The organism is Klebsiella sp. JN_Kp126 (assembly GCF_033843325.1).
In the GTDB taxonomy this organism is placed as follows: Bacteria; Pseudomonadota; Gammaproteobacteria; order Enterobacterales; family Enterobacteriaceae; genus Klebsiella; species Klebsiella michiganensis.
The window spans coordinates 189,032-208,037 of sequence record NZ_JAWXQV010000041.1; the positions used below are offsets into that span (position 1 = coordinate 189,032).

At 54.7% G+C, this 19,006-nt stretch carries 16 protein-coding genes; all 16 read left to right on the top strand.

Annotated elements, in window-relative coordinates:
• The first annotated feature begins 66 nt into the window (after window positions 1-66).
• The 16 genes from tsf (at window position 67) to accA (ending at window position 18,904) form a co-directional block, all read left to right on the top strand.
• Window positions 67-918 carry a translation elongation factor Ts gene (tsf, locus tag SIK97_RS02825; protein ID WP_004098746.1) on the top strand — a complete coding sequence of 284 codons (852 nt, stop codon included), beginning with the start codon at window positions 67-69 and terminating at the stop codon, window positions 916-918.
• Between the two features lie 146 nt (window positions 919-1,064).
• Window positions 1,065-1,790 (top strand): UMP kinase, encoded by a 726-nt coding sequence (gene pyrH / locus SIK97_RS02830; RefSeq protein WP_004098747.1) that lies wholly within the window; start codon window positions 1,065-1,067, stop codon window positions 1,788-1,790.
• 205 nt (window positions 1,791-1,995) lie between these two features.
• Window positions 1,996-2,553 (top strand): ribosome recycling factor, encoded by a 558-nt coding sequence (gene frr / locus SIK97_RS02835; protein WP_004098748.1) that lies wholly within the window; start codon window positions 1,996-1,998, stop codon window positions 2,551-2,553.
• A gap of 226 nt (window positions 2,554-2,779) precedes the next feature.
• Window positions 2,780-3,979: a 1-deoxy-D-xylulose-5-phosphate reductoisomerase gene (gene ispC / locus SIK97_RS02840; RefSeq protein ID WP_057173044.1), complete on the top strand. Its 1,200-nt coding sequence runs from the start codon at window positions 2,780-2,782 to the stop codon at window positions 3,977-3,979.
• A gap of 242 nt (window positions 3,980-4,221) precedes the next feature.
• Window positions 4,222-4,980 carry a (2E,6E)-farnesyl-diphosphate-specific ditrans,polycis-undecaprenyl-diphosphate synthase gene (gene ispU / locus SIK97_RS02845; protein ID WP_004098751.1) on the top strand — a complete coding sequence of 253 codons (759 nt, stop codon included), beginning with the start codon at window positions 4,222-4,224 and terminating at the stop codon, window positions 4,978-4,980.
• Between the two features lie 12 nt (window positions 4,981-4,992).
• The gene (gene cdsA, locus SIK97_RS02850; protein WP_014228000.1) at window positions 4,993-5,850 is read left to right on the top strand and encodes a phosphatidate cytidylyltransferase; all 858 of its coding nucleotides are present in this window, start codon (window positions 4,993-4,995) and stop codon (window positions 5,848-5,850) included.
• Window positions 5,851-5,861: 11 nt separating this feature from the next.
• A complete protein-coding gene (rseP, locus tag SIK97_RS02855; RefSeq protein ID WP_014228001.1) occupies window positions 5,862-7,214 on the top strand; it encodes a sigma E protease regulator RseP in 1,353 nt (450 codons plus the stop codon).
• A gap of 31 nt (window positions 7,215-7,245) precedes the next feature.
• Window positions 7,246-9,675 carry an outer membrane protein assembly factor BamA gene (bamA, locus tag SIK97_RS02860; protein ID WP_014228002.1) on the top strand — a complete coding sequence of 810 codons (2,430 nt, stop codon included), beginning with the start codon at window positions 7,246-7,248 and terminating at the stop codon, window positions 9,673-9,675.
• A 130-nt stretch (window positions 9,676-9,805) separates the two neighbouring features.
• Window positions 9,806-10,291 carry a molecular chaperone Skp gene (skp, locus tag SIK97_RS02865; RefSeq protein WP_004098757.1) on the top strand — a complete coding sequence of 162 codons (486 nt, stop codon included), beginning with the start codon at window positions 9,806-9,808 and terminating at the stop codon, window positions 10,289-10,291.
• 3 nt (window positions 10,292-10,294) lie between these two features.
• Window positions 10,295-11,320, top strand: a complete 1,026-nt coding sequence (lpxD, locus tag SIK97_RS02870; protein WP_014837448.1) for a UDP-3-O-(3-hydroxymyristoyl)glucosamine N-acyltransferase — start codon at window positions 10,295-10,297, stop codon at window positions 11,318-11,320.
• A gap of 102 nt (window positions 11,321-11,422) precedes the next feature.
• Complete coding sequence (gene fabZ / locus SIK97_RS02875; protein ID WP_004098761.1) at window positions 11,423-11,878, top strand: 3-hydroxyacyl-ACP dehydratase FabZ; 456 nt, start codon at window positions 11,423-11,425, stop codon at window positions 11,876-11,878.
• A gap of 3 nt (window positions 11,879-11,881) precedes the next feature.
• Window positions 11,882-12,670, top strand: coding sequence for an acyl-ACP--UDP-N-acetylglucosamine O-acyltransferase (gene lpxA, locus SIK97_RS02880; RefSeq protein WP_032748064.1), 789 nt, complete (start codon window positions 11,882-11,884; stop codon window positions 12,668-12,670).
• Complete coding sequence (lpxB, locus tag SIK97_RS02885; protein WP_025107387.1) at window positions 12,670-13,818, top strand: lipid-A-disaccharide synthase; 1,149 nt, start codon at window positions 12,670-12,672, stop codon at window positions 13,816-13,818. The genes lpxA and lpxB overlap by 1 nt, the downstream gene beginning before the upstream one ends.
• Complete coding sequence (gene rnhB / locus SIK97_RS02890) at window positions 13,815-14,411, top strand: ribonuclease HII (RefSeq protein WP_014228005.1); 597 nt, start codon at window positions 13,815-13,817, stop codon at window positions 14,409-14,411. Before lpxB ends, rnhB begins: the two co-directional genes overlap by 4 nt.
• A gap of 38 nt (window positions 14,412-14,449) precedes the next feature.
• Window positions 14,450-17,932, top strand: a complete 3,483-nt coding sequence (gene dnaE, locus SIK97_RS02895) for a DNA polymerase III subunit alpha (RefSeq protein ID WP_047724399.1) — start codon at window positions 14,450-14,452, stop codon at window positions 17,930-17,932.
• 12 nt (window positions 17,933-17,944) lie between these two features.
• Entirely contained in the window at window positions 17,945-18,904 is a 960-nt protein-coding gene (gene accA / locus SIK97_RS02900) for an acetyl-CoA carboxylase carboxyl transferase subunit alpha (protein WP_004098771.1), read from the top strand.
• The last annotated feature ends 102 nt before the right edge of the window (window positions 18,905-19,006 follow it).

Consider the following 19,006-nt stretch of genomic DNA (forward strand, 5'->3'; position numbering starts at 1 on the left):
CTTTTTCACTTTCAAATCTGTCTGGTTCCTGGAACCGGGCCGATCACATCTCCCGAGGAATAAAGAATGGCTGAAATTACCGCATCCCTGGTAAAAGAGCTGCGCGAGCGTACTGGCGCAGGCATGATGGATTGCAAAAAAGCGCTGACTGAAGCGAACGGCGACATCGAGCTGGCAATCGAAAACATGCGTAAATCCGGTGCTATTAAAGCAGCGAAAAAAGCGGGCAACGTTGCCGCTGACGGCGTGATCATCACTAAAATCGATGGCACCTACGGCATCATTCTGGAAGTTAACTGCCAGACTGACTTCGTGGCTAAAGATGGTGGCTTCCAGGCATTTGCTAACAAAGTTCTGGATGCAGCTGTTGCAGGCAAAATCACCGACGTTGAAGTTCTGAAAGCACAGTTCGAAGAAGAACGCGTTGCGCTGGTTGCTAAAATCGGTGAGAACATCAACATCCGTCGCGTTTCTTCCCTGGAAGGCGAAGTTCTGGGCTCTTACCAGCACGGCGCGCGTATCGGTGTTCTGGTTGCCGCTAAAGGCGCGAGCGAAGAGCTGGTTAAACAGCTGGCTATGCACATCGCTGCAAGCAAGCCTGAATTCGTTAAGCCGGAAGACGTTTCCGCTGAAGTGGTCGAAAAAGAGTACCAGGTTCAGCTGGACATCGCCATGCAGTCTGGCAAGCCGAAAGAAATCGCAGAGAAAATGGTTGAAGGCCGCATGAAGAAATTCACCGGCGAAGTTTCTCTGACCGGTCAGCCGTTCGTTATGGACCCGAGCAAATCCGTTGCTCAGCTGCTGAAAGAGCACAACGCTGACGTGACTGGCTTCATCCGCTTTGAAGTGGGCGAAGGCATTGAGAAAGTTGAGACTGACTTTGCAGCAGAAGTTGCTGCGATGTCCAAGCAGTCTTAATTTTCAAAAGGAGCCGCCTGAGGGCGGCTTCTTTTTGCGCCTAATGTGTAAATTCAGCCAACCGCTATAGTGGGCACGCTGAAAAGCGACGTACAATGTCGCCAGAATTAATTCATCTCATTCGTTGACAGTCTCAGGAAAGAAACATGGCTACCAATGCAAAACCCGTCTACAAACGTATTCTGCTTAAGTTAAGTGGCGAAGCTCTGCAAGGTTCAGAAGGCTTCGGTATTGATGCGAGCATACTTGACCGCATGGCTCAGGAAATCAAAGAACTGGTTGAGCTGGGTATTCAGGTTGGCGTAGTGATTGGTGGCGGTAACCTTTTCCGTGGTGCTGGTCTGGCGAAAGCGGGTATGAACCGCGTTGTGGGCGACCACATGGGCATGCTGGCAACGGTCATGAACGGCCTTGCAATGCGTGATGCACTTCATCGCGCCTATGTGAACGCCCGCCTGATGTCAGCGATTCCGCTGAATGGCGTGTGCGATAACTACAGCTGGGCGGAAGCTATCAGCCTGCTGCGTAACAACCGCGTGGTGATTCTTTCCGCGGGTACCGGCAACCCATTCTTTACCACCGATTCCGCTGCCTGCCTGCGCGGCATTGAAATTGAAGCCGATGTGGTACTGAAAGCCACCAAAGTCGACGGTGTATTTACCGCTGACCCGGCCAAAGATCCTTCCGCAACGATGTACGATCAGCTGACCTACAGCGAAGTACTGGATAAAGAGCTGAAAGTGATGGATCTTGCGGCCTTTACCCTGGCGCGTGACCACAAACTGCCGATTCGCGTATTCAATATGAATAAGCCTGGCGCGCTGCGCCGCGTGGTGATGGGTGAAAAAGAAGGCACATTAATTACTGAGTAATTCCCGTCAGCGTCAAATACGGGTAATATTCGGCCTTACTTTTTCGGGTTTTTGACCCGATGGTTTTCAACATGCTCTGTGGACGGAATGCTGCGGCTGACCCGCAGCCTGAAAGACGCTGAGCATAAACATGACTATACTTAGCTCACTTTTGCAGTGGGCGACCGTCTGGTCTGTCTGAGACAAGTTTTCAAGGATTCGTAACGTGATTAGCGATATCAGAAAAGATGCTGAAGTACGCATGGACAAATGCGTTGAAGCGTTCAAAACCCAAATCAGCAAAATACGCACGGGTCGTGCTTCTCCCAGCCTGCTGGATGGCATTATCGTGGAATACTACGGCACGCCGACTCCGCTGCGTCAGCTGGCTAGCGTAACGGTAGAAGACTCCCGCACGCTGAAGATCAACGTCTTCGATCGTTCCATGAGCCCGGCCGTTGAAAAAGCGATTATGGCTTCCGACCTCGGTCTGAACCCAAGCTCTGCGGGCAGCGATATCCGCGTTCCGCTGCCGCCGCTGACCGAAGAGCGTCGTAAAGATCTGACCAAAATCGTGCGTGGCGAAGCTGAACAGGCGCGCGTTGCCGTACGTAACGTTCGTCGCGATGCCAACGACAAAGTCAAAGCGCTGCTGAAAGAGAAAGAGATCAGCGAAGATGACGATCGCCGCTCTCAGGAAGATGTGCAGAAAATGACTGATGCTGCTATCAAGAAAGTTGATGCGGCGCTGGCGGATAAAGAAGCGGAACTGATGCAGTTCTGATTCTCTGCCGACACGCAGGTCTGACGATCGGCCTGCGTAAAATCTGAAACGCCGTACAGGAGACCGTACGCTCAATTTTCGGGATTGCGTTTAGACGGCTGGCCTTGTAGCCTTTGGCGCCATGTCAAAGGCCTTGCGCCTCCGCTCTGTCAACCGATAATTGATGCATAAGGGTTTGCTGGCGGCGTTTTGCTTTTTATCCTGTCTTCATTATTCTGGACGCCTCATGAAGCAATTAACCATTCTTGGTTCGACCGGTTCTATCGGCTGCAGCACGCTGGATGTGGTGCGCCATAATCCTGATAGCTTTTCTATCACCGCGCTGGTCGCCGGGAAAAATGTCGACCGTATGGTTGAACAATGTCTGGAATTCTCCCCTCGTTACGCGGTAATGGACGATGCGCACAGCGCGGAGCTGCTGCGTGCGCAACTGCGCGAGCAGGGCAGCCGAACGGAAGTCATGAGCGGCCAGCAGGCGGCGGCAGAAGTGGCGGCGCTCGACGAGGTTGAGCAGGTGATGGCGGCGATTGTCGGCGCAGCAGGACTGGTGCCGACGCTCTCAGCCATTCGTGCGGGTAAAACGGTGCTGCTGGCGAACAAAGAGTCGCTGGTGACCTGCGGCCGTCTGTTTATGGATGCCGTGCAGCAGTACGGCGCACGATTGTTGCCGGTTGATAGCGAGCATAATGCGATTTTTCAGAGTATGCCGGAAACAATTCAACATAATCTGGGATACGCTGATTTAACCCAGAACGGCGTGGCGTCGATTCTGCTCACTGGCTCCGGCGGTCCCTTCCGGGAAACGGCGATTTCTGAACTGGCGGCGATGACCCCCGATCGGGCATGCAAGCATCCAAACTGGTCGATGGGGCGCAAAATATCTGTCGATTCGGCCACCATGATGAACAAAGGGCTGGAGTATATCGAAGCCCGCTGGCTGTTCAACGCCTCGGCGCAGCAGATGGAAGTCCTGATCCATCCGCAATCGGTGATTCACTCGATGGTACGTTATCAGGATGGCAGCGTCCTGGCGCAGCTCGGCGAGCCGGATATGCGTACGCCGATTGCCCACACGATGGGCTGGCCGAAACGCCTTAATTCTGGCGTGAAACCGCTGGATTTCTGTCAGTTGAGCACTCTGAGCTTCTCGGCGCCGGATTACGGCCGTTACCCCTGTCTGAAGCTGGCCATGGAGGCTTTTGATGTCGGCCAGGCGGCGACCACGGCGCTGAATGCGGCAAATGAAGTTTCGGTCGCGGCGTTTCTGAACGGGGATATTCGCTTTACCGATATTGCGGCGATAAATCAGGCGGTGCTGGATCAACAGGCGTTAAATGAGCCGCAAAGTATTGATGAAGTGCTGGCTATTGATGCGATGGCCCGGGTAAGCGCAGGCCAGCTCCTGACGGCGTGGCGCAAATTCTGATACGCGTTGTGATATTTGTGGGCGCTGTGCTTCAGTGATATAGTCTGCGCCATCCGATCGTTGCATTTTGGTGTGAAAGATTACGGTGGCCGTGGCAAGACACGGCTTTTTTGCGTAAAGCTTTTGGTTGTTCTCTGCGATTGGCCGTAGCTCCGGCACCGGATAAAAATGCGTATCCAGCGCTGACCGGTGGCCCGTGTTTAGTAGCTTAGCTAATCCTTATTATGGACTTAAAACGCGTTATGTTGTCTGCTAATCAAACTGTCAGCGAAATGTTGCCTGCGCATGGCTGTCGTCATGTGGCCATTATTATGGATGGCAACGGGCGTTGGGCAAAACGGCAAGGAAAGATCCGCGCCTTTGGCCATAAAGCCGGCGCTAAATCTGTTCGTCGCGCCGTCTCTTTCGCGGCGAATAATGGTATTGAAGCGTTGACGTTATACGCGTTCAGCAGTGAAAACTGGAATCGCCCGGCGCAGGAAGTCAGCGCGCTGATGGAGCTGTTTGTCTGGGCGCTGGATAGCGAAGTGAAAAGTCTGCACCGGCATAATGTGCGCCTGCGTATTATCGGCGAGACCACGCGCTTCAATGCGCGTCTCCAGGAGCGTATTCGTAAAGCGGAGGCGCTGACTGAGAACAACACCGGTTTGACCCTGAATATTGCGGCGAACTACGGCGGCCGCTGGGATATCGTCCAGGGCGTTCGTCATCTGGCCAAACAGGTGCAAGACGGGGTGCTTCAGCCCGAGCAAATCACAGAAGAGATGCTGAGCCAGCAGGTCTGCATGCATGAACTGGCTCCCGTAGATTTAGTTATTAGGACCGGGGGAGAGCATCGCATTAGTAATTTTTTGATTTGGCAAATTGCCTATGCCGAACTTTACTTTACGGATGTTCTTTGGCCCGATTTCGCTGAACAGGACTTTGAAGGTGCACTCCATGCCTTTGTTAATCGAGAGCGTCGCTTCGGCGGCACTGAGCCGGGCGGCAACAATGCCTGATGGGGGTCACTTTTGCTGAAGTATCGCCTGATTTCTGCTTTCGTCTTAATACCCGTTGTTATTGCGGCGCTTTTTTTACTGCCGCCCGCGGGTTTTGCCATCGTTACGCTAGTCGTCTGTATGCTCGCCGCGTGGGAGTGGGGGCAATTTAGCGGTTTCACTTCAACTACCCAGAGAGTCTGGCTGTCAGTGCTTTGCGGTCTGCTGCTGGCGCTGATGCTATTCCTGATGCCGGAATACCATTATGACGTTCATCAACCGCTGGTTGAGGGCGCGCTATGGGCATCATTAGGCTGGTGGGTCGTCGCGCTGCTTTTAGTGCTGACTTACCCCGCTTCAGCGGCTTTCTGGCGCAATTCAAAAACGCTCCGTCTGATTTTTGGCGTCCTGACCATCGTGCCGTTTTTTTGGGGCATGCTGGCGCTTCGGGCCTGGCATTACACCGATGACCATTATAGCGGTGCGCTGTGGTTGCTGTACGTGATGATTCTGGTCTGGGGCGCGGATTCCGGCGCTTACATGTTCGGAAAAATGTTCGGTAAGCATAAGCTGGCGCCAAAGGTTTCTCCGGGTAAAACCTGGCAGGGTTTTTTCGGCGGTCTGTTAACGGCAGCAGTTATCTCCTGGGCTTACGGCTGGTGGGCCCATCTGAATGTCACGCCGATGGTGCTGCTGGTGTGTTCTATTGTCGCGGCCCTGGCTTCGGTACTCGGCGACCTGACCGAAAGCATGTTTAAACGCGAAGCTGGCATTAAAGATAGCGGAAATCTGATTCCCGGACACGGCGGTATCCTCGATCGTATCGATAGCCTGACGGCCGCGGTGCCCGTGTTTGCTTGCCTACTCTTGTTGGTTTTCAGGACGATTTGACGGAAGGTTTTATGCTGAGCGTTCTCTGGAATTTGGCTGCTTTTATTATTGCGCTGGGCGTGTTGATCACCGTCCATGAGTTTGGCCATTTCTGGGTTGCTCGCCGCTGCGGTATCCGCGTTGAGCGTTTCTCAATCGGCTTTGGCAAAGCGCTGTGGCGCCGTTTTGACAAGCAAGGAACGGAATTTATTATCGCCCTTATTCCGCTGGGCGGTTATGTCAAAATGCTTGACGAACGCGTTGAGCCCGTGGCGCCAGAGATGCGTCACTCCGCGTTTAACAACAAAACCGTCGGCCAGCGCGCCGCCGTTATTGCCGCGGGGCCAATCGCGAACTTCCTTTTTGCCATTTTTGCCTACTGGCTGGTGTTTATTATCGGCGTGCCAGGCGTGCGTCCGGTCGTTGGCGACATAACGCCCAACTCGATCGCCGCGCAAGCACAAATTGCAAAAGGAACGGAACTTAAAGCGATAGATGGCATCGAAACGCCTGATTGGGATGCAGTACGTATGGCGCTGGTGGCGAAGATAGGCGATCGGCAAACAATAGTTACGGTCGCCCCTTTCGGGACCAATCAACGTCAGGATAAAATCCTCGATCTGCAGCACTGGGCGTTTGAGCCGGATAAACAAGATCCGGTTGCCTCGTTGGGCATTCAGCCTCGCAGCGCGCAGATTGATACCGTCCTGGCTGAAGTACAATCTGACTCGGCGGCGCAGAAGGCGGGTTTGCAAGCGGGCGACAGGATCGTTAAAGTCGATGGTCAACCGTTAACGCAGTGGATGACGTTTGTTAATCTGGTGCGTGATAATCCGGGTAGGGCATTAGTTCTGGACATCGAGCGGCAGGGTAGCCCCCTGTCGGTGACCTTGACGCCGGATACGAAGTCTACCAAAGGCAAAGCGGAGGGGTTTGCAGGGGTCGTACCTAAGGTCATCCCGCTGCCTGATGAATATAAGACAGTGCGTCAGTACGGGCCATTTGCCGCCATCGCTGAAGCCACGGATAAAACCTGGCAGCTGATGTCGTTAACGGTCCGAATGCTGGGCAAATTGATAACCGGTGATGTCAAACTGAACAACCTCAGCGGGCCGATTTCTATCGCCCAGGGGGCTGGGATGTCAGCGGAATTTGGGTTGATTTACTATCTGATGTTCCTTGCGCTGATCAGCGTGAACCTCGGCATAATCAACCTGTTCCCGCTTCCCGTTCTCGACGGGGGACATCTGCTGTTTTTGGCGATTGAAAAGCTGAAAGGCGGGCCGGTATCCGAGCGAGTTCAAGACTTTAGTTATCGCATTGGCTCAATATTGCTGGTGCTGTTAATGGGGCTTGCACTTTTCAATGATTTCTCTCGGTTGTAAGAGAGTTTGTTAGGAAGAACGCATAATAACGATGGCGATGAAAAAGTTGCTCATAGCGTCGCTGCTGTTTAGCAGCGCAACCGTATACGGTGCTGACGGGTTCGTGGTGAAGGACATTCATTTCGAAGGCCTTCAGCGAGTCGCTGTTGGTGCGGCCCTCCTCAGTATGCCAGTGCGTCCTGGCGATACCGTAACCGATGATGATATCAGTAACACCATCCGTGCTCTGTTTGCCACCGGCAACTTTGAGGACGTCCGCGTACTGCGCGATGGTGATACCCTGCTGGTGCAGGTGAAAGAGCGTCCAACGATTGCCAGCATCACTTTCTCCGGTAACAAGTCGGTGAAAGATGACATGCTCAAGCAAAACCTTGAGGCATCCGGCGTGCGCGTAGGGGAATCCCTCGATCGCACCACGCTGGCTGATATCGAAAAGGGGCTGGAGGATTTCTACTACAGCGTCGGTAAGTACAGCGCCAGCGTTAAAGCTGTCGTGACGCCGCTGCCGCGTAACCGTGTCGACCTGAAGCTGGTATTCCAGGAAGGCGTCTCGGCGAAAATCCAGCAGATCAATATCGTCGGCAACCACGCATTCAGCACCGATGAACTCATTTCTACCTTCCAGCTGCGCGATGAAGTGCCGTGGTGGAACGTGGTGGGCGATCGTAAATATCAGAAACAGAAGCTGGCGGGAGATCTTGAAACGCTGCGCAGCTACTATCTGGATCGCGGCTATGCTCGTTTCAACATTGACTCCACGCAGGTTAGCCTGACGCCGGACAAAAAAGGTATCTACATCACCATCAACATTACCGAAGGCGATCAGTACAAGCTTTCTGGGGTGCAGGTGACGGGTGATCTGGCGGGGCATTCGGCAGAAATCGAAGCGCTGACCAAAGTGGAGCCGGGCGAGCTGTATAACGGCACCAAAGTGACCAAAATGGAGAATGACATTAAGAAACTCCTTGGTCGCTACGGCTATGCCTATCCGCGCGTTCAGTCCCAGCCGGAAATCAGCGATAGCGATAAGACCGTGAAGCTGCACGTGAACGTCGATGCGGGTAACCGCTACTACGTGCGTAAAATTCGCTTCGAAGGCAACGACACCTCGAAAGATGCCGTTCTGCGTCGAGAAATGCGTCAGATGGAAGGCGCCTGGCTGGGCAGCGACCTGGTCGATCAGGGTAAAGATCGTCTGAACCGTTTAGGCTACTTTGAAACGGTTGATACCGATACGCAGCGCGTTCCGGGCAGCCCGGATCAGGTTGACGTGGTCTATAAGGTTAAAGAGCGTAACACCGGTAGCTTTAACTTCGGCGTTGGTTACGGTACGGAAAGCGGCGTCAGCTTCCAGGCCGGCGTTCAGCAGGATAACTGGCTCGGTACCGGCTATTCCGTTGGGATTAACGGCACCAAAAACGACTATCAGACCTATACTGAACTGTCGGTGACGAACCCGTACTTTACCGTGGATGGCGTCAGCCTCGGCGGTCGTGTTTTCTATAACGACTTCGACGCTAACGATGCGGACCTGTCTGACTATACCAACAAAAGCTATGGTACAGACATCACGCTGGGCTTCCCGGTTAACGAATACAATACGCTGCGCGCGGGCCTGGGCTATGTGCATAACAAGCTATCCAACATGCAGCCTCAGGTATCCATGTGGCGTTATCTGAATTCGATGGGGCAGTATCCGGACAACACTAACGACAGAAACTCGTTCAGCGCTGACGACTTCACCTTCAACTACGGCTGGACGTATAACAAGCTCGACCGTGGCTTCTTCCCGACCGAAGGCTCACGCGTCAACCTGAACGGTAAAGTGACGATTCCGGGATCGGATAACGAATACTACAAAGCGACGCTCGATACCGCGACCTATGTACCGATCGATGACGATCATAAATGGGTGATGTTGGGTCGTACCCGCTTTGGTTATGGCGATGGTCTGGGCGGTAAAGAGATGCCGTTCTATGAGAACTTCTATGCCGGTGGTTCAAGCACCGTGCGTGGCTTCCAGTCCAATACTATCGGTCCGAAAGCGGTTTATTTCCCGGCCAGCAGCCGTCATGACGACGACAGCAGCTACGATAACGAATGTAAGAGCAGCGAGTCCGCACCGTGTAAGTCTGATGATGCGGTGGGCGGTAACGCCATGGCGGTTGCCAGCCTTGAGCTGATCACCCCGACGCCGTTTATTAGCGATAAATATGCGAACTCGGTCCGTACTTCCGTCTTCTGGGATATGGGTACCGTGTGGGATACTCACTGGGATTCAGCCGCATATGGTGGTTACCCGGACTACAGCGATCCAAGCAATATCCGTATGTCTGCGGGTATCGCAGTACAGTGGATGTCGCCGTTAGGTCCGTTGGTATTCTCCTACGCTCAGCCGTTTAAAAAGTACGATGGAGACAAAGCCGAACAGTTCCAGTTTAACATCGGTAAAACCTGGTAATGGTATTGGCTACAATGGAATGTAAGTGCAGTTGCAGTATAGCGCTGACTATTGGCGATAACTGAGGTTATCGCCTGGCCACGCAAATAACGGTACCCCTGGGTACTCATGGGATGGTAAGGAGTTAATTGTGAAAAAGTGGTTATTAGCTGCAGGTCTGGGTTTAGCAATGGTAACTTCCGCTCAGGCGGCAGATAAAATTGCAATGGTTAACATGAACAGCCTCTTCCAACAGGTTGCCCAGAAAACAGGCGTTTCTAACACGCTGGAAAACGAGTTTAAAGGCCGCGCGAGCGAGCTGCAGCGTATGGAAGGCGACCTGCAGTCTAAAATGCAGCGTCTGCAGTCCATGAAAGCGGGCTCTGACCGTACCAAACTGGAAAAAGACGTGATGGCTCAGCGCCAGACTTTCTCCCAGAAAGCGCAGTCTTTCGAACAGGATCGTGCACGTCGTTCAAACGAAGAGCGCGGCAAGCTGGTGACTCGTATTCAGAGCGCCGTGCAGAGCGTGGCTAAAGATCAGAGCATCGATCTGGTTGTTGACTCTAATGCCGTTGCATACAACAGCAGCGATGTAAAAGACATCACCGCTGATGTGCTGAAACAGGTTAAATAAGTAATGCCTTCAATTCGACTGGCTGATTTAGCCCAGCAGTTGGATGCAGAATTACACGGTGATGGCGATATCGTCATCACCGGCGTTGCGTCCATGCAGTCCGCACAAGCGGGCGATATTACTTTCATGGTAAATCCTAAGTACCGTGAACACCTGGCCGCTTGCCAGGCATCTGCCGTCGTGATGACGCAGGATGATTTACCTTTTGCTCATAGCGCCGCGCTGGTAGTGCGTAATCCCTACCTGACCTACGCGCGCATGGCTCAAATTCTTGATACCACGCCGCAGCCGGCGCAGGATATCGCGCCCAGCGCGGTCATCGATGCGACGGCGAAGCTGGGTACCCACGTGGCGATTGGCCCAAACGCCGTGATTGAATCGGGCGTCATCCTCGGTGATAACGTGGTTATCGGCGCGGGCTGCTTCGTTGGGAAAAATACGAAAATAGGTGCCGGCTCGCGTTTATGGGCCAACGTCACCGTTTACCACGACATTGAGATCGGCGAGAATTGCCTGATCCAGTCCAGCACGGTGATTGGCGCAGATGGCTTCGGCTACGCGAACGATCGCGGCAACTGGGTTAAGATCCCACAGCTGGGTCGCGTTATTATTGGCGATCGCGTGGAGATTGGCGCCTGTACGACCATCGACCGTGGTGCGCTGGACGACACCGTCATCGGTAACGGCGTGATTATTGATAACCAGTGTCAAATCGCGCACAACGTGGTGATTGGCGACAACACCGCGGTTGCTGGCGGCGTGATCATGGCGGGCAGCCTGAAGATCGGCCGCTACTGCATGATTGGCGGAGCCAGCGTGATCAACGGCCATATGGAAATCTGCGATAAAGTCACCGTCACGGGGATGGGAATGGTTATGCGTCCTATCACCGAGCCAGGGGTTTACTCTTCAGGTATCCCGCTGCAGCCGAATAAGGTCTGGCGTAAGACCGCTGCGCTGGTACTGAATATTGATGATATGAGCAAGCGCCTCAAAGCCATTGAGCGCAAGGTTAATCAACAAGATTAGTGCTGCGTCCAGCCACATTAAATTTTCGGCCTGTTGCATTCATGAGATTGCCGCAGGCCGTGTTATTATTGCCTTTTAGGATATTTAGACAGGAAGAGTATTTTGACTACTGACACTCATACTCTGCACATTGAAGAGATTCTGGAACTTCTGCCTCACCGATACCCGTTCCTGCTGGTCGATCGCGTGCTGGATTTTGAAGAAGGTCGTTTTCTACGCGCAGTTAAAAATGTTTCTGTAAATGAGCCGTTTTTCCAGGGACATTTCCCTGGTAAGCCGATTTTACCGGGCGTATTGATTCTCGAAGCTATGGCCCAGGCCACCGGCATTCTGGCATTCAAAAGCGTTGGAAAACTGGAACCGGGCGAGCTGTATTATTTTGCCGGGATTGACGAAGCGCGTTTCAAACGTCCGGTCGTGCCTGGCGATCAGATGATTATGGAAGTCACTTTTGAAAAAACCCGCCGCGGTCTGACTCGCTTTAAAGGCGTTGCAACCGTTGACGGAAAAGTGGTTTGCGAAGCAACGATGATGTGTGCCCGTAGCCGGGAGGCCTGATACGTGATTGATAAAACCGCCTTTATTCATCCTTCCGCCATTGTAGAAGAAGGCGCCGTTATTGGCGCTAACGTCCACGTTGGCCCGTTTTGTATTGTTGGTGCTAACGTCGAAATCGGCGAAGGTACCGTACTGAAATCTCATGTTGTCATCAACGGCCATACCAAAATTGGCCGCGATAACGAGATCTATCAGTTCGCTTCCATCGGCGAAGTTAACCAGGACCTGAAATATGCTGGCGAACCGACCCGCGTGGAAATTGGCGATCGCAACCGCATCCGCGAAAGCGTCACCATTCATCGTGGCACAGTACAGGGCGGTGGATTAACGAAGGTGGGCAGCGATAACCTGCTGATGATCAACGCCCACGTGGCGCACGATTGTACGCTGGGCGACCGCTGTATTCTGGCCAATAACGCGACCCTTGCGGGCCACGTTTCGCTGGATGATTTTGTTATCATCGGCGGCATGACCGCCGTGCATCAGTTCTGCATTATTGGCGCACACGTGATGGTGGGCGGCTGCTCCGGCGTAGCGCAGGACGTTCCGCCGTTCGTGATTGCGCAGGGCAACCACGCGACACCGTTTGGCGTCAACATCGAAGGGCTGAAACGCCGCGGCTTCAGCCGTGAGGCGATCACTGCGATTCGTAACGCGTATAAGCTGCTGTACCGCAGCGGTAAAACGCTGGACGAAGCGAAAGCTGAAATTGCCGAGCTGGCGGCGCAGTATCCCGAAGTGCAGGCCTTTACCGACTTTTTTGCCCGCTCCACGCGCGGCCTGATTCGTTAATGGCTGAATTGCGTCCCCTGACGATTGCCCTGGTCGCCGGAGAAACCTCCGGCGATATTCTTGGTGCCGGTCTTATCCGCGCGCTCAAAGCCCGCATACCTGATGCCCGCTTTGTCGGCGTTGCCGGGCCGTTGATGCAGGCGGAAGGCTGCGAAGCCTGGTATGAGATGGAAGAGCTGGCAGTGATGGGCATTGTGGAAGTGCTGGGTCGCCTGCGCCGTCTGCTGCATATTCGCGCCGATCTCACCCGTCGATTGACCGAGCTTAAGCCAGACGTATTCGTCGGCATTGATGCGCCTGACTTCAATATCACCCTCGAAGGTAATCTGAAGAAGCAGGGTATCAAAACCATCCATTACGTCAGCCCCTCGGTGTGGGCATGGCGGCAAAAACGCGTTTTCAAAATTGGCAGATCCACCGATCTGGTATTGGCATTTCTGCCTTTCGAAAAAGCGTTTTATGACAAATTCAACGTTCCCTGCCGGTTTATCGGCCACACGATGGCGGATGCGATGCCGCTGGACCCGGATAAAGGCGCGGCGCGCGACCGTCTGGGGATCGATCGTAACGTGCATTGCCTGGCGCTGCTGCCGGGAAGCCGCGGGGCGGAAGTTGAGATGCTCAGCGCTGATTTTCTGAAAACGGCGCAGCTCCTGCGAGACCATTATCCCGACCTGGAAGTGGTTGTCCCGCTGGTCAACGCGAAGCGGCGGGAACAGTTCGAGCGCATCAAAGCGGAAACGGCGCCTGATCTTGCCGTCCACCTGCTCGACGGCCGGGCGCGCGATGCGATGATCGCCAGCGATGCCGCGCTGCTGGCCTCCGGCACGGCTGCGCTGGAGTGTATGCTGGCTAAGTGTCCGATGGTTGTCGGCTATCGGATGAAGCCGTTTACCTTCTGGCTGGCGAAACGGCTGGTGAAGACCGACTATGTGTCGTTGCCGAATTTACTGGCCGGGCGCGAACTGGTTAAAGAACTGCTGCAGGATGAATGCCAGCCGCAGGCGCTGGCCGAGGCGCTGAAGCCGCTGCTGGCCGACGGAAAAACCAGCCACGATATGCATGAAACCTTCCGCGCGCTGCATCAGCAGATCCGCTGCAATGCTGATGAGCAGGCGGCGGATGCCGTACTGGAGTTAGCAAAATGATGGAATTCGTATATCCGCATACCCATCTGGTTGCGGGAGTCGATGAAGTCGGACGCGGCCCGCTGGTTGGCGCGGTGGTGACCGCCGCGGTTATTCTCGATCCGGCAAAGCCGATCGTCGGTCTTAACGACTCAAAAAAGCTAAGCGAAAAACGCCGCCTTGCGCTATTTGACGAGATCAAAGAAAAAGCGCTGTGCTGGAGCCTCGGTCGCGCTGAGCCGCATGAAATCGATGAGCTGAATATTTTGCACGCGACCATGCTGGCCATGCAGCGCGCCGTTGCCGGTTTGCGAGTTTCCCCTGAGTTTGTTCTTATTGATGGTAACCGCTGTCCGCCGCTGCCGATGCCGTCACTGGCGGTCGTCAAAGGCGACAGCCGAGTGGCGGAAATCAGCGCCGCGTCTATTCTGGCTAAAGTGACGCGCGATGCTGAAATGGCCGTACTGGACCGGGAGTTCCCGCAGTACGGCTTTGCGCAACATAAAGGTTATCCCACCGCTTTTCATCTGCAAAAGCTGCTGGAACATGGCGTAATCGAGCAATACCGGCGCAGCTTTGGCCCGGTGAAACGCGCGCTGGGCCTGGCGTCCTGAACCGACACGCAAGCAATCAAGTAACGCGGAATCTGAAGATGGCTGAACCACGTTTCGTACACCTGCGGGTGCACAGCGACTATTCCATGATCGATGGCCTGGCGAAAACCGGACCGTTGGTAAAAAAGGCGGCCGCGCTCGGCATGCCTGCGCTGGCGATCACTGATTTTACCAACCTCTGCGGGCTGGTGAAGTTCTACGGAGCGGGGCACGGCGCTGGAATTAAACCCATTGTAGGGGCAGATTTTCACGTCCAGAGCGAGCTGCTTGGCGATGAACTGAGCCAGCTGACGGTACTGGCGACGAACAACGTTGGCTATCAGAATCTGACGCTGCTGATCTCCAAAGCCTATCAGCGCGGCTACGGCGCGGCGGGCCCGATTATCGATCGCGACTGGCTGATCGAATTAAAAGAAGGGCTGATTTTGCTCTCCGGCGGGCGCATGGGCGACGTGGGCCGTAGCCTGCTGCGCGGAAACATGGCGCTGGTGGATCAGTGCGTTGATTTTTATGAACAACATTTCCCTGATTGCTACTTCCTTGAGCTCATTCGCACCGGCCGTCAGGATGAAGAGCCCTACCTGCATGCGGCGGTAGAACTGGCGGAAACCCGCGGCCTACCGGTGGTGGCGACCAACGATGTTCGCTTCCTTGAGCCGGGCGACTTCGACGCCCATGAAATCCGCGTGGCTATCCACGACGGCTTTACCCTCGACGATCCCAAGCGTCCGCGCAACTACTCGCCGCAGCAGTATATGCGCAGCGAAGAGGAGATGTGCGAGCTCTTTTCCGATATTCCCGAAGCGCTGCAAAACACCGTGGAGATCGCCAAACGCTGTAACGTGACCGTGCGCCTTGGCGAGTACTTCCTGCCGCAGTTCCCGACGGGGGATATGACCACCGAAGATTATCTGGTTAAGAAATCCAAAGAGGGTCTGGAAGAGCGTCTGGAATTCCTGTTCCCCGATCCGGATGAGCGGGCTAAACGCCGTCCTGAATATGACGAACGCCTGGATATTGAGCTGCAGGTGATTAACCAGATGGGGTTCCCGGGCTACTTCCTGATCGTTATGGAGTTTATCCAGTGGTCGAAGGATAACGGCGTGCCTGTAGGGCCGGGACGTGGTTCCGGCGCCGGATCGCTGGTGGCCTATGCGCTGAAAATTACCGACCTCGATCCGCTGGAGTTCGACCTGCTGTTCGAACGTTTCCTTAACCCGGAACGTGTCTCCATGCCCGACTTCGACGTTGACTTCTGTATGGAGAAGCGCGACCAGGTGATTGAACACGTCGCGGACATGTACGGTCGCGATGCGGTCTCGCAGATTATTACCTTCGGCACCATGGCGGCGAAAGCGGTTATCCGCGACGTTGGCCGCGTGCTGGGCCACCCGTACGGCTTTGTGGACCGCATTTCTAAGCTGGTACCGCCCGATCCGGGTATGACGCTGGCGAAAGCGTTTGAAGCCGAGCCGCAGCTGCCGGAGATTTACGAGGCGGACGAAGAGGTTAAAGCGCTGATCGACATGGCGCGTAAGCTCGAAGGGGTCACCCGTAACGCCGGTAAACATGCGGGCGGGGTGGTGATTGCGCCCACCAAAATAACCGATTTTGCCCCGCTGTACTGCGATGAAGCGGGCCAGCATCCGGTTACCCAGTTTGATAAGAACGACGTTGAATATGCCGGGCTGGTGAAGTTCGACTTCCTCGGTCTGCGTACGCTCACCATCATTAACTGGGCGCTGGAGATGATCAACGCCCGTCGCGAGAAGAACGGCGAGGGGCCGCTGGATATCGCCGCTATCCCGCTGGACGATAAAAAAAGCTTCGACATGCTGCAGCGTTCGGAAACCACCGCCGTCTTCCAGCTTGAATCGCGCGGTATGAAGGATCTGATCAAGCGTCTGCAGCCTGACTGCTTTGAAGATATGATCGCTCTGGTGGCCCTGTTCCGACCGGGGCCTCTGCAGTCGGGAATGGTGGATAACTTTATCGACCGTAAGCACGGTCGCGAAGAGATATCGTATCCGGACGTACAGTGGCAGCACGAATGCCTGAAACCGGTACTGGAGCCAACCTATGGCATTATCCTGTACCAGGAACAGGTCATGCAGATTGCCCAGGAGCTTTCCGGCTATACCCTCGGCGGCGCGGATATGCTGCGTCGTGCGATGGGTAAGAAAAAGCCGGAAGAGATGGCCAAGCAGCGCGGCACCTTTGAAGAAGGGGCGAGAAAGCGCGGCGTTGACGGCGAACTGGCGATTAAAATCTTTGACCTGGTAGAGAAGTTCGCCGGTTATGGATTTAACAAATCGCACTCTGCCGCTTATGCTTTAGTGTCCTATCAGACGCTGTGGCTGAAGGCGCACTATCCGGCTGAATTTATGGCGGCGGTAATGACCGCGGATATGGATAACACCGAGAAGGTCGTCGGCCTGGTGGATGAGTGCTGGCGGATGGGGCTGAAAATCCTGCCGCCGGATATTAACTCCGGCCTGTACCATTTTCACGTTAACGACGATGGCGAAATCGTTTATGGTATCGGCGCCATCAAAGGCGTCGGCGAAGGTCCGATAGAAGCGATCATTGAAGCCCGTAATCAGGGCGGCTATTTCCGCGAACTGTTCGATCTCTGCGCGCGTACGGATATTAAAAAGCTCAACCGCCGGGTGCTGGAAAAACTGATTATGTCCGGGGCCTTCGACCGCCTCGGGCCGCATCGCGCGGCGTTAATGAATTCACTGGGCGATGCGCTAAAAGCCGCCGATCAGCACGCCAAAGCCGAAGCTATCGGTCAGGCGGACATGTTCGGCGTACTGGCGGAAGAGCCTGAGCAAATTGAACAGTCCTACGCCAGCTGCCAGCCGTGGCCGGAACAGGTCGTGCTGGATGGCGAAAGGGAGACCCTGGGGCTGTATCTGACCGGGCATCCGATTAACCAGTACTTGAAAGAGATCGAGCGCTACGTAGGCGGCGTACGACTCAAAGACATGCATCCGACCGATCGTGGTAAAGTGACCACGGCGGCCGGGCTCGTTATTGCCGCGCGGGTCATGGTCACCAAGCGCGGCAATCGTATCGGCATCTGCACGCTGGATGACCGTTCCGGGCGTCTGGAGGTGATGTTGTTCACCGACGCCCTGGATAAATACCAGCAGCTGCTGGAAAAAGACCGCATACTTATCGTCAGCGGACAGGTCAGCTTTGATGACTTCAGCGGGGGGCTTAAAATGACCGCTCGTGAAGTCATGGACATTGACGAAGCCCGGGAAAAATATGCTCGCGGGCTTGCTATCTCGCTGACGGACAGGCAAATTGATGACCAGCTTTTAAACCGACTCCGTCAGTCTCTGGAACCCCACCGTTCGGGAACTATTCCAGTACACCTCTATTATCAGAGGGCGGATGCACGCGCGCGGTTGCGTTTTGGCGCAACATGGCGCGTCTCTCCGAGCGATCGTTTACTTAACGATCTGCGTGGCCTTATCGGCTCGGAGCAGGTGGAACTGGAGTTTGACTAATACAGGAATACTATGAGTCTGAATTTCCTTGATTTTGAACAGCCGATTGCAGAGCTGGAAGCGAAAATCGATTCTCTGACTGCGGTTAGCCGCCAGGATGAGAAACTGGATATTAATATCGATGAAGAAGTGCATCGCCTGCGTGAAAAGAGCGTAGAGCTGACGCGCAAGATCTTCGCCGATCTTGGTGCATGGCAGGTTGCGCAACTGGCGCGCCATCCACGTCGCCCGTACACCCTGGATTATGTCCGCCTGGCTTTCGACGAATTCGACGAACTGGCCGGTGACCGTGCCTATGCTGACGATAAAGCTATCGTCGGCGGGATTGCGCGTCTGGACGGGCGTCCGGTAATGATTATCGGCCACCAGAAAGGGCGCGAAACCAAAGAGAAAATTCGCCGCAACTTCGGTATGCCGGCGCCGGAAGGCTATCGTAAGGCACTGCGCCTGATGGAAATGGCCGAACGCTTTAAAATGCCGATCATCACCTTCATCGACACCCCGGGCGCCTACCCGGGCGTCGGTGCGGAAGAGCGCGGCCAGTCTGAAGCGATTGCCCGCAACCTGCGTGAAATGTCGCGTCTGAGCGTCCCGGTTATCTGCACCGTTATCGGTGAAGGTGGTTCCGGCGGCGCGCTGGCAATCGGCGTGGGCGATAAAGTGAATATGCTGCAGTACAGCACCTATTCCGTTATCTCCCCGGAAGGCTGTGCCTCCATTTTGTGGAAAAGCGCCGATAAAGCGCCGCTGGCCGCCGAAGCGATGGGGATTGTTGCCCCGCGTCTGAAAGAACTGAAGCTGATTGACTCCATCATTCCTGAGCCGCTGGGCGGCGCGCATCGTAATCCGGAAGTCATGGCTGCCTCTCTGAAAGCGCAGCTGCTGGCCGATCTGGCTGACCTCGATGTTCTGAGCGAAGAAGATCTGCTGAACCGTCGCTATCAGCGTCTGATGAGCTACGGCTACGCCTGATTATCTGACTCATTTTTTATCCCTAAGGGCCGGATTTTCCGGCCCTTTTTTTATCCCTGCATGAACACCACCTCCTATGGAGGTGGTCAGCAATAAGTTGGC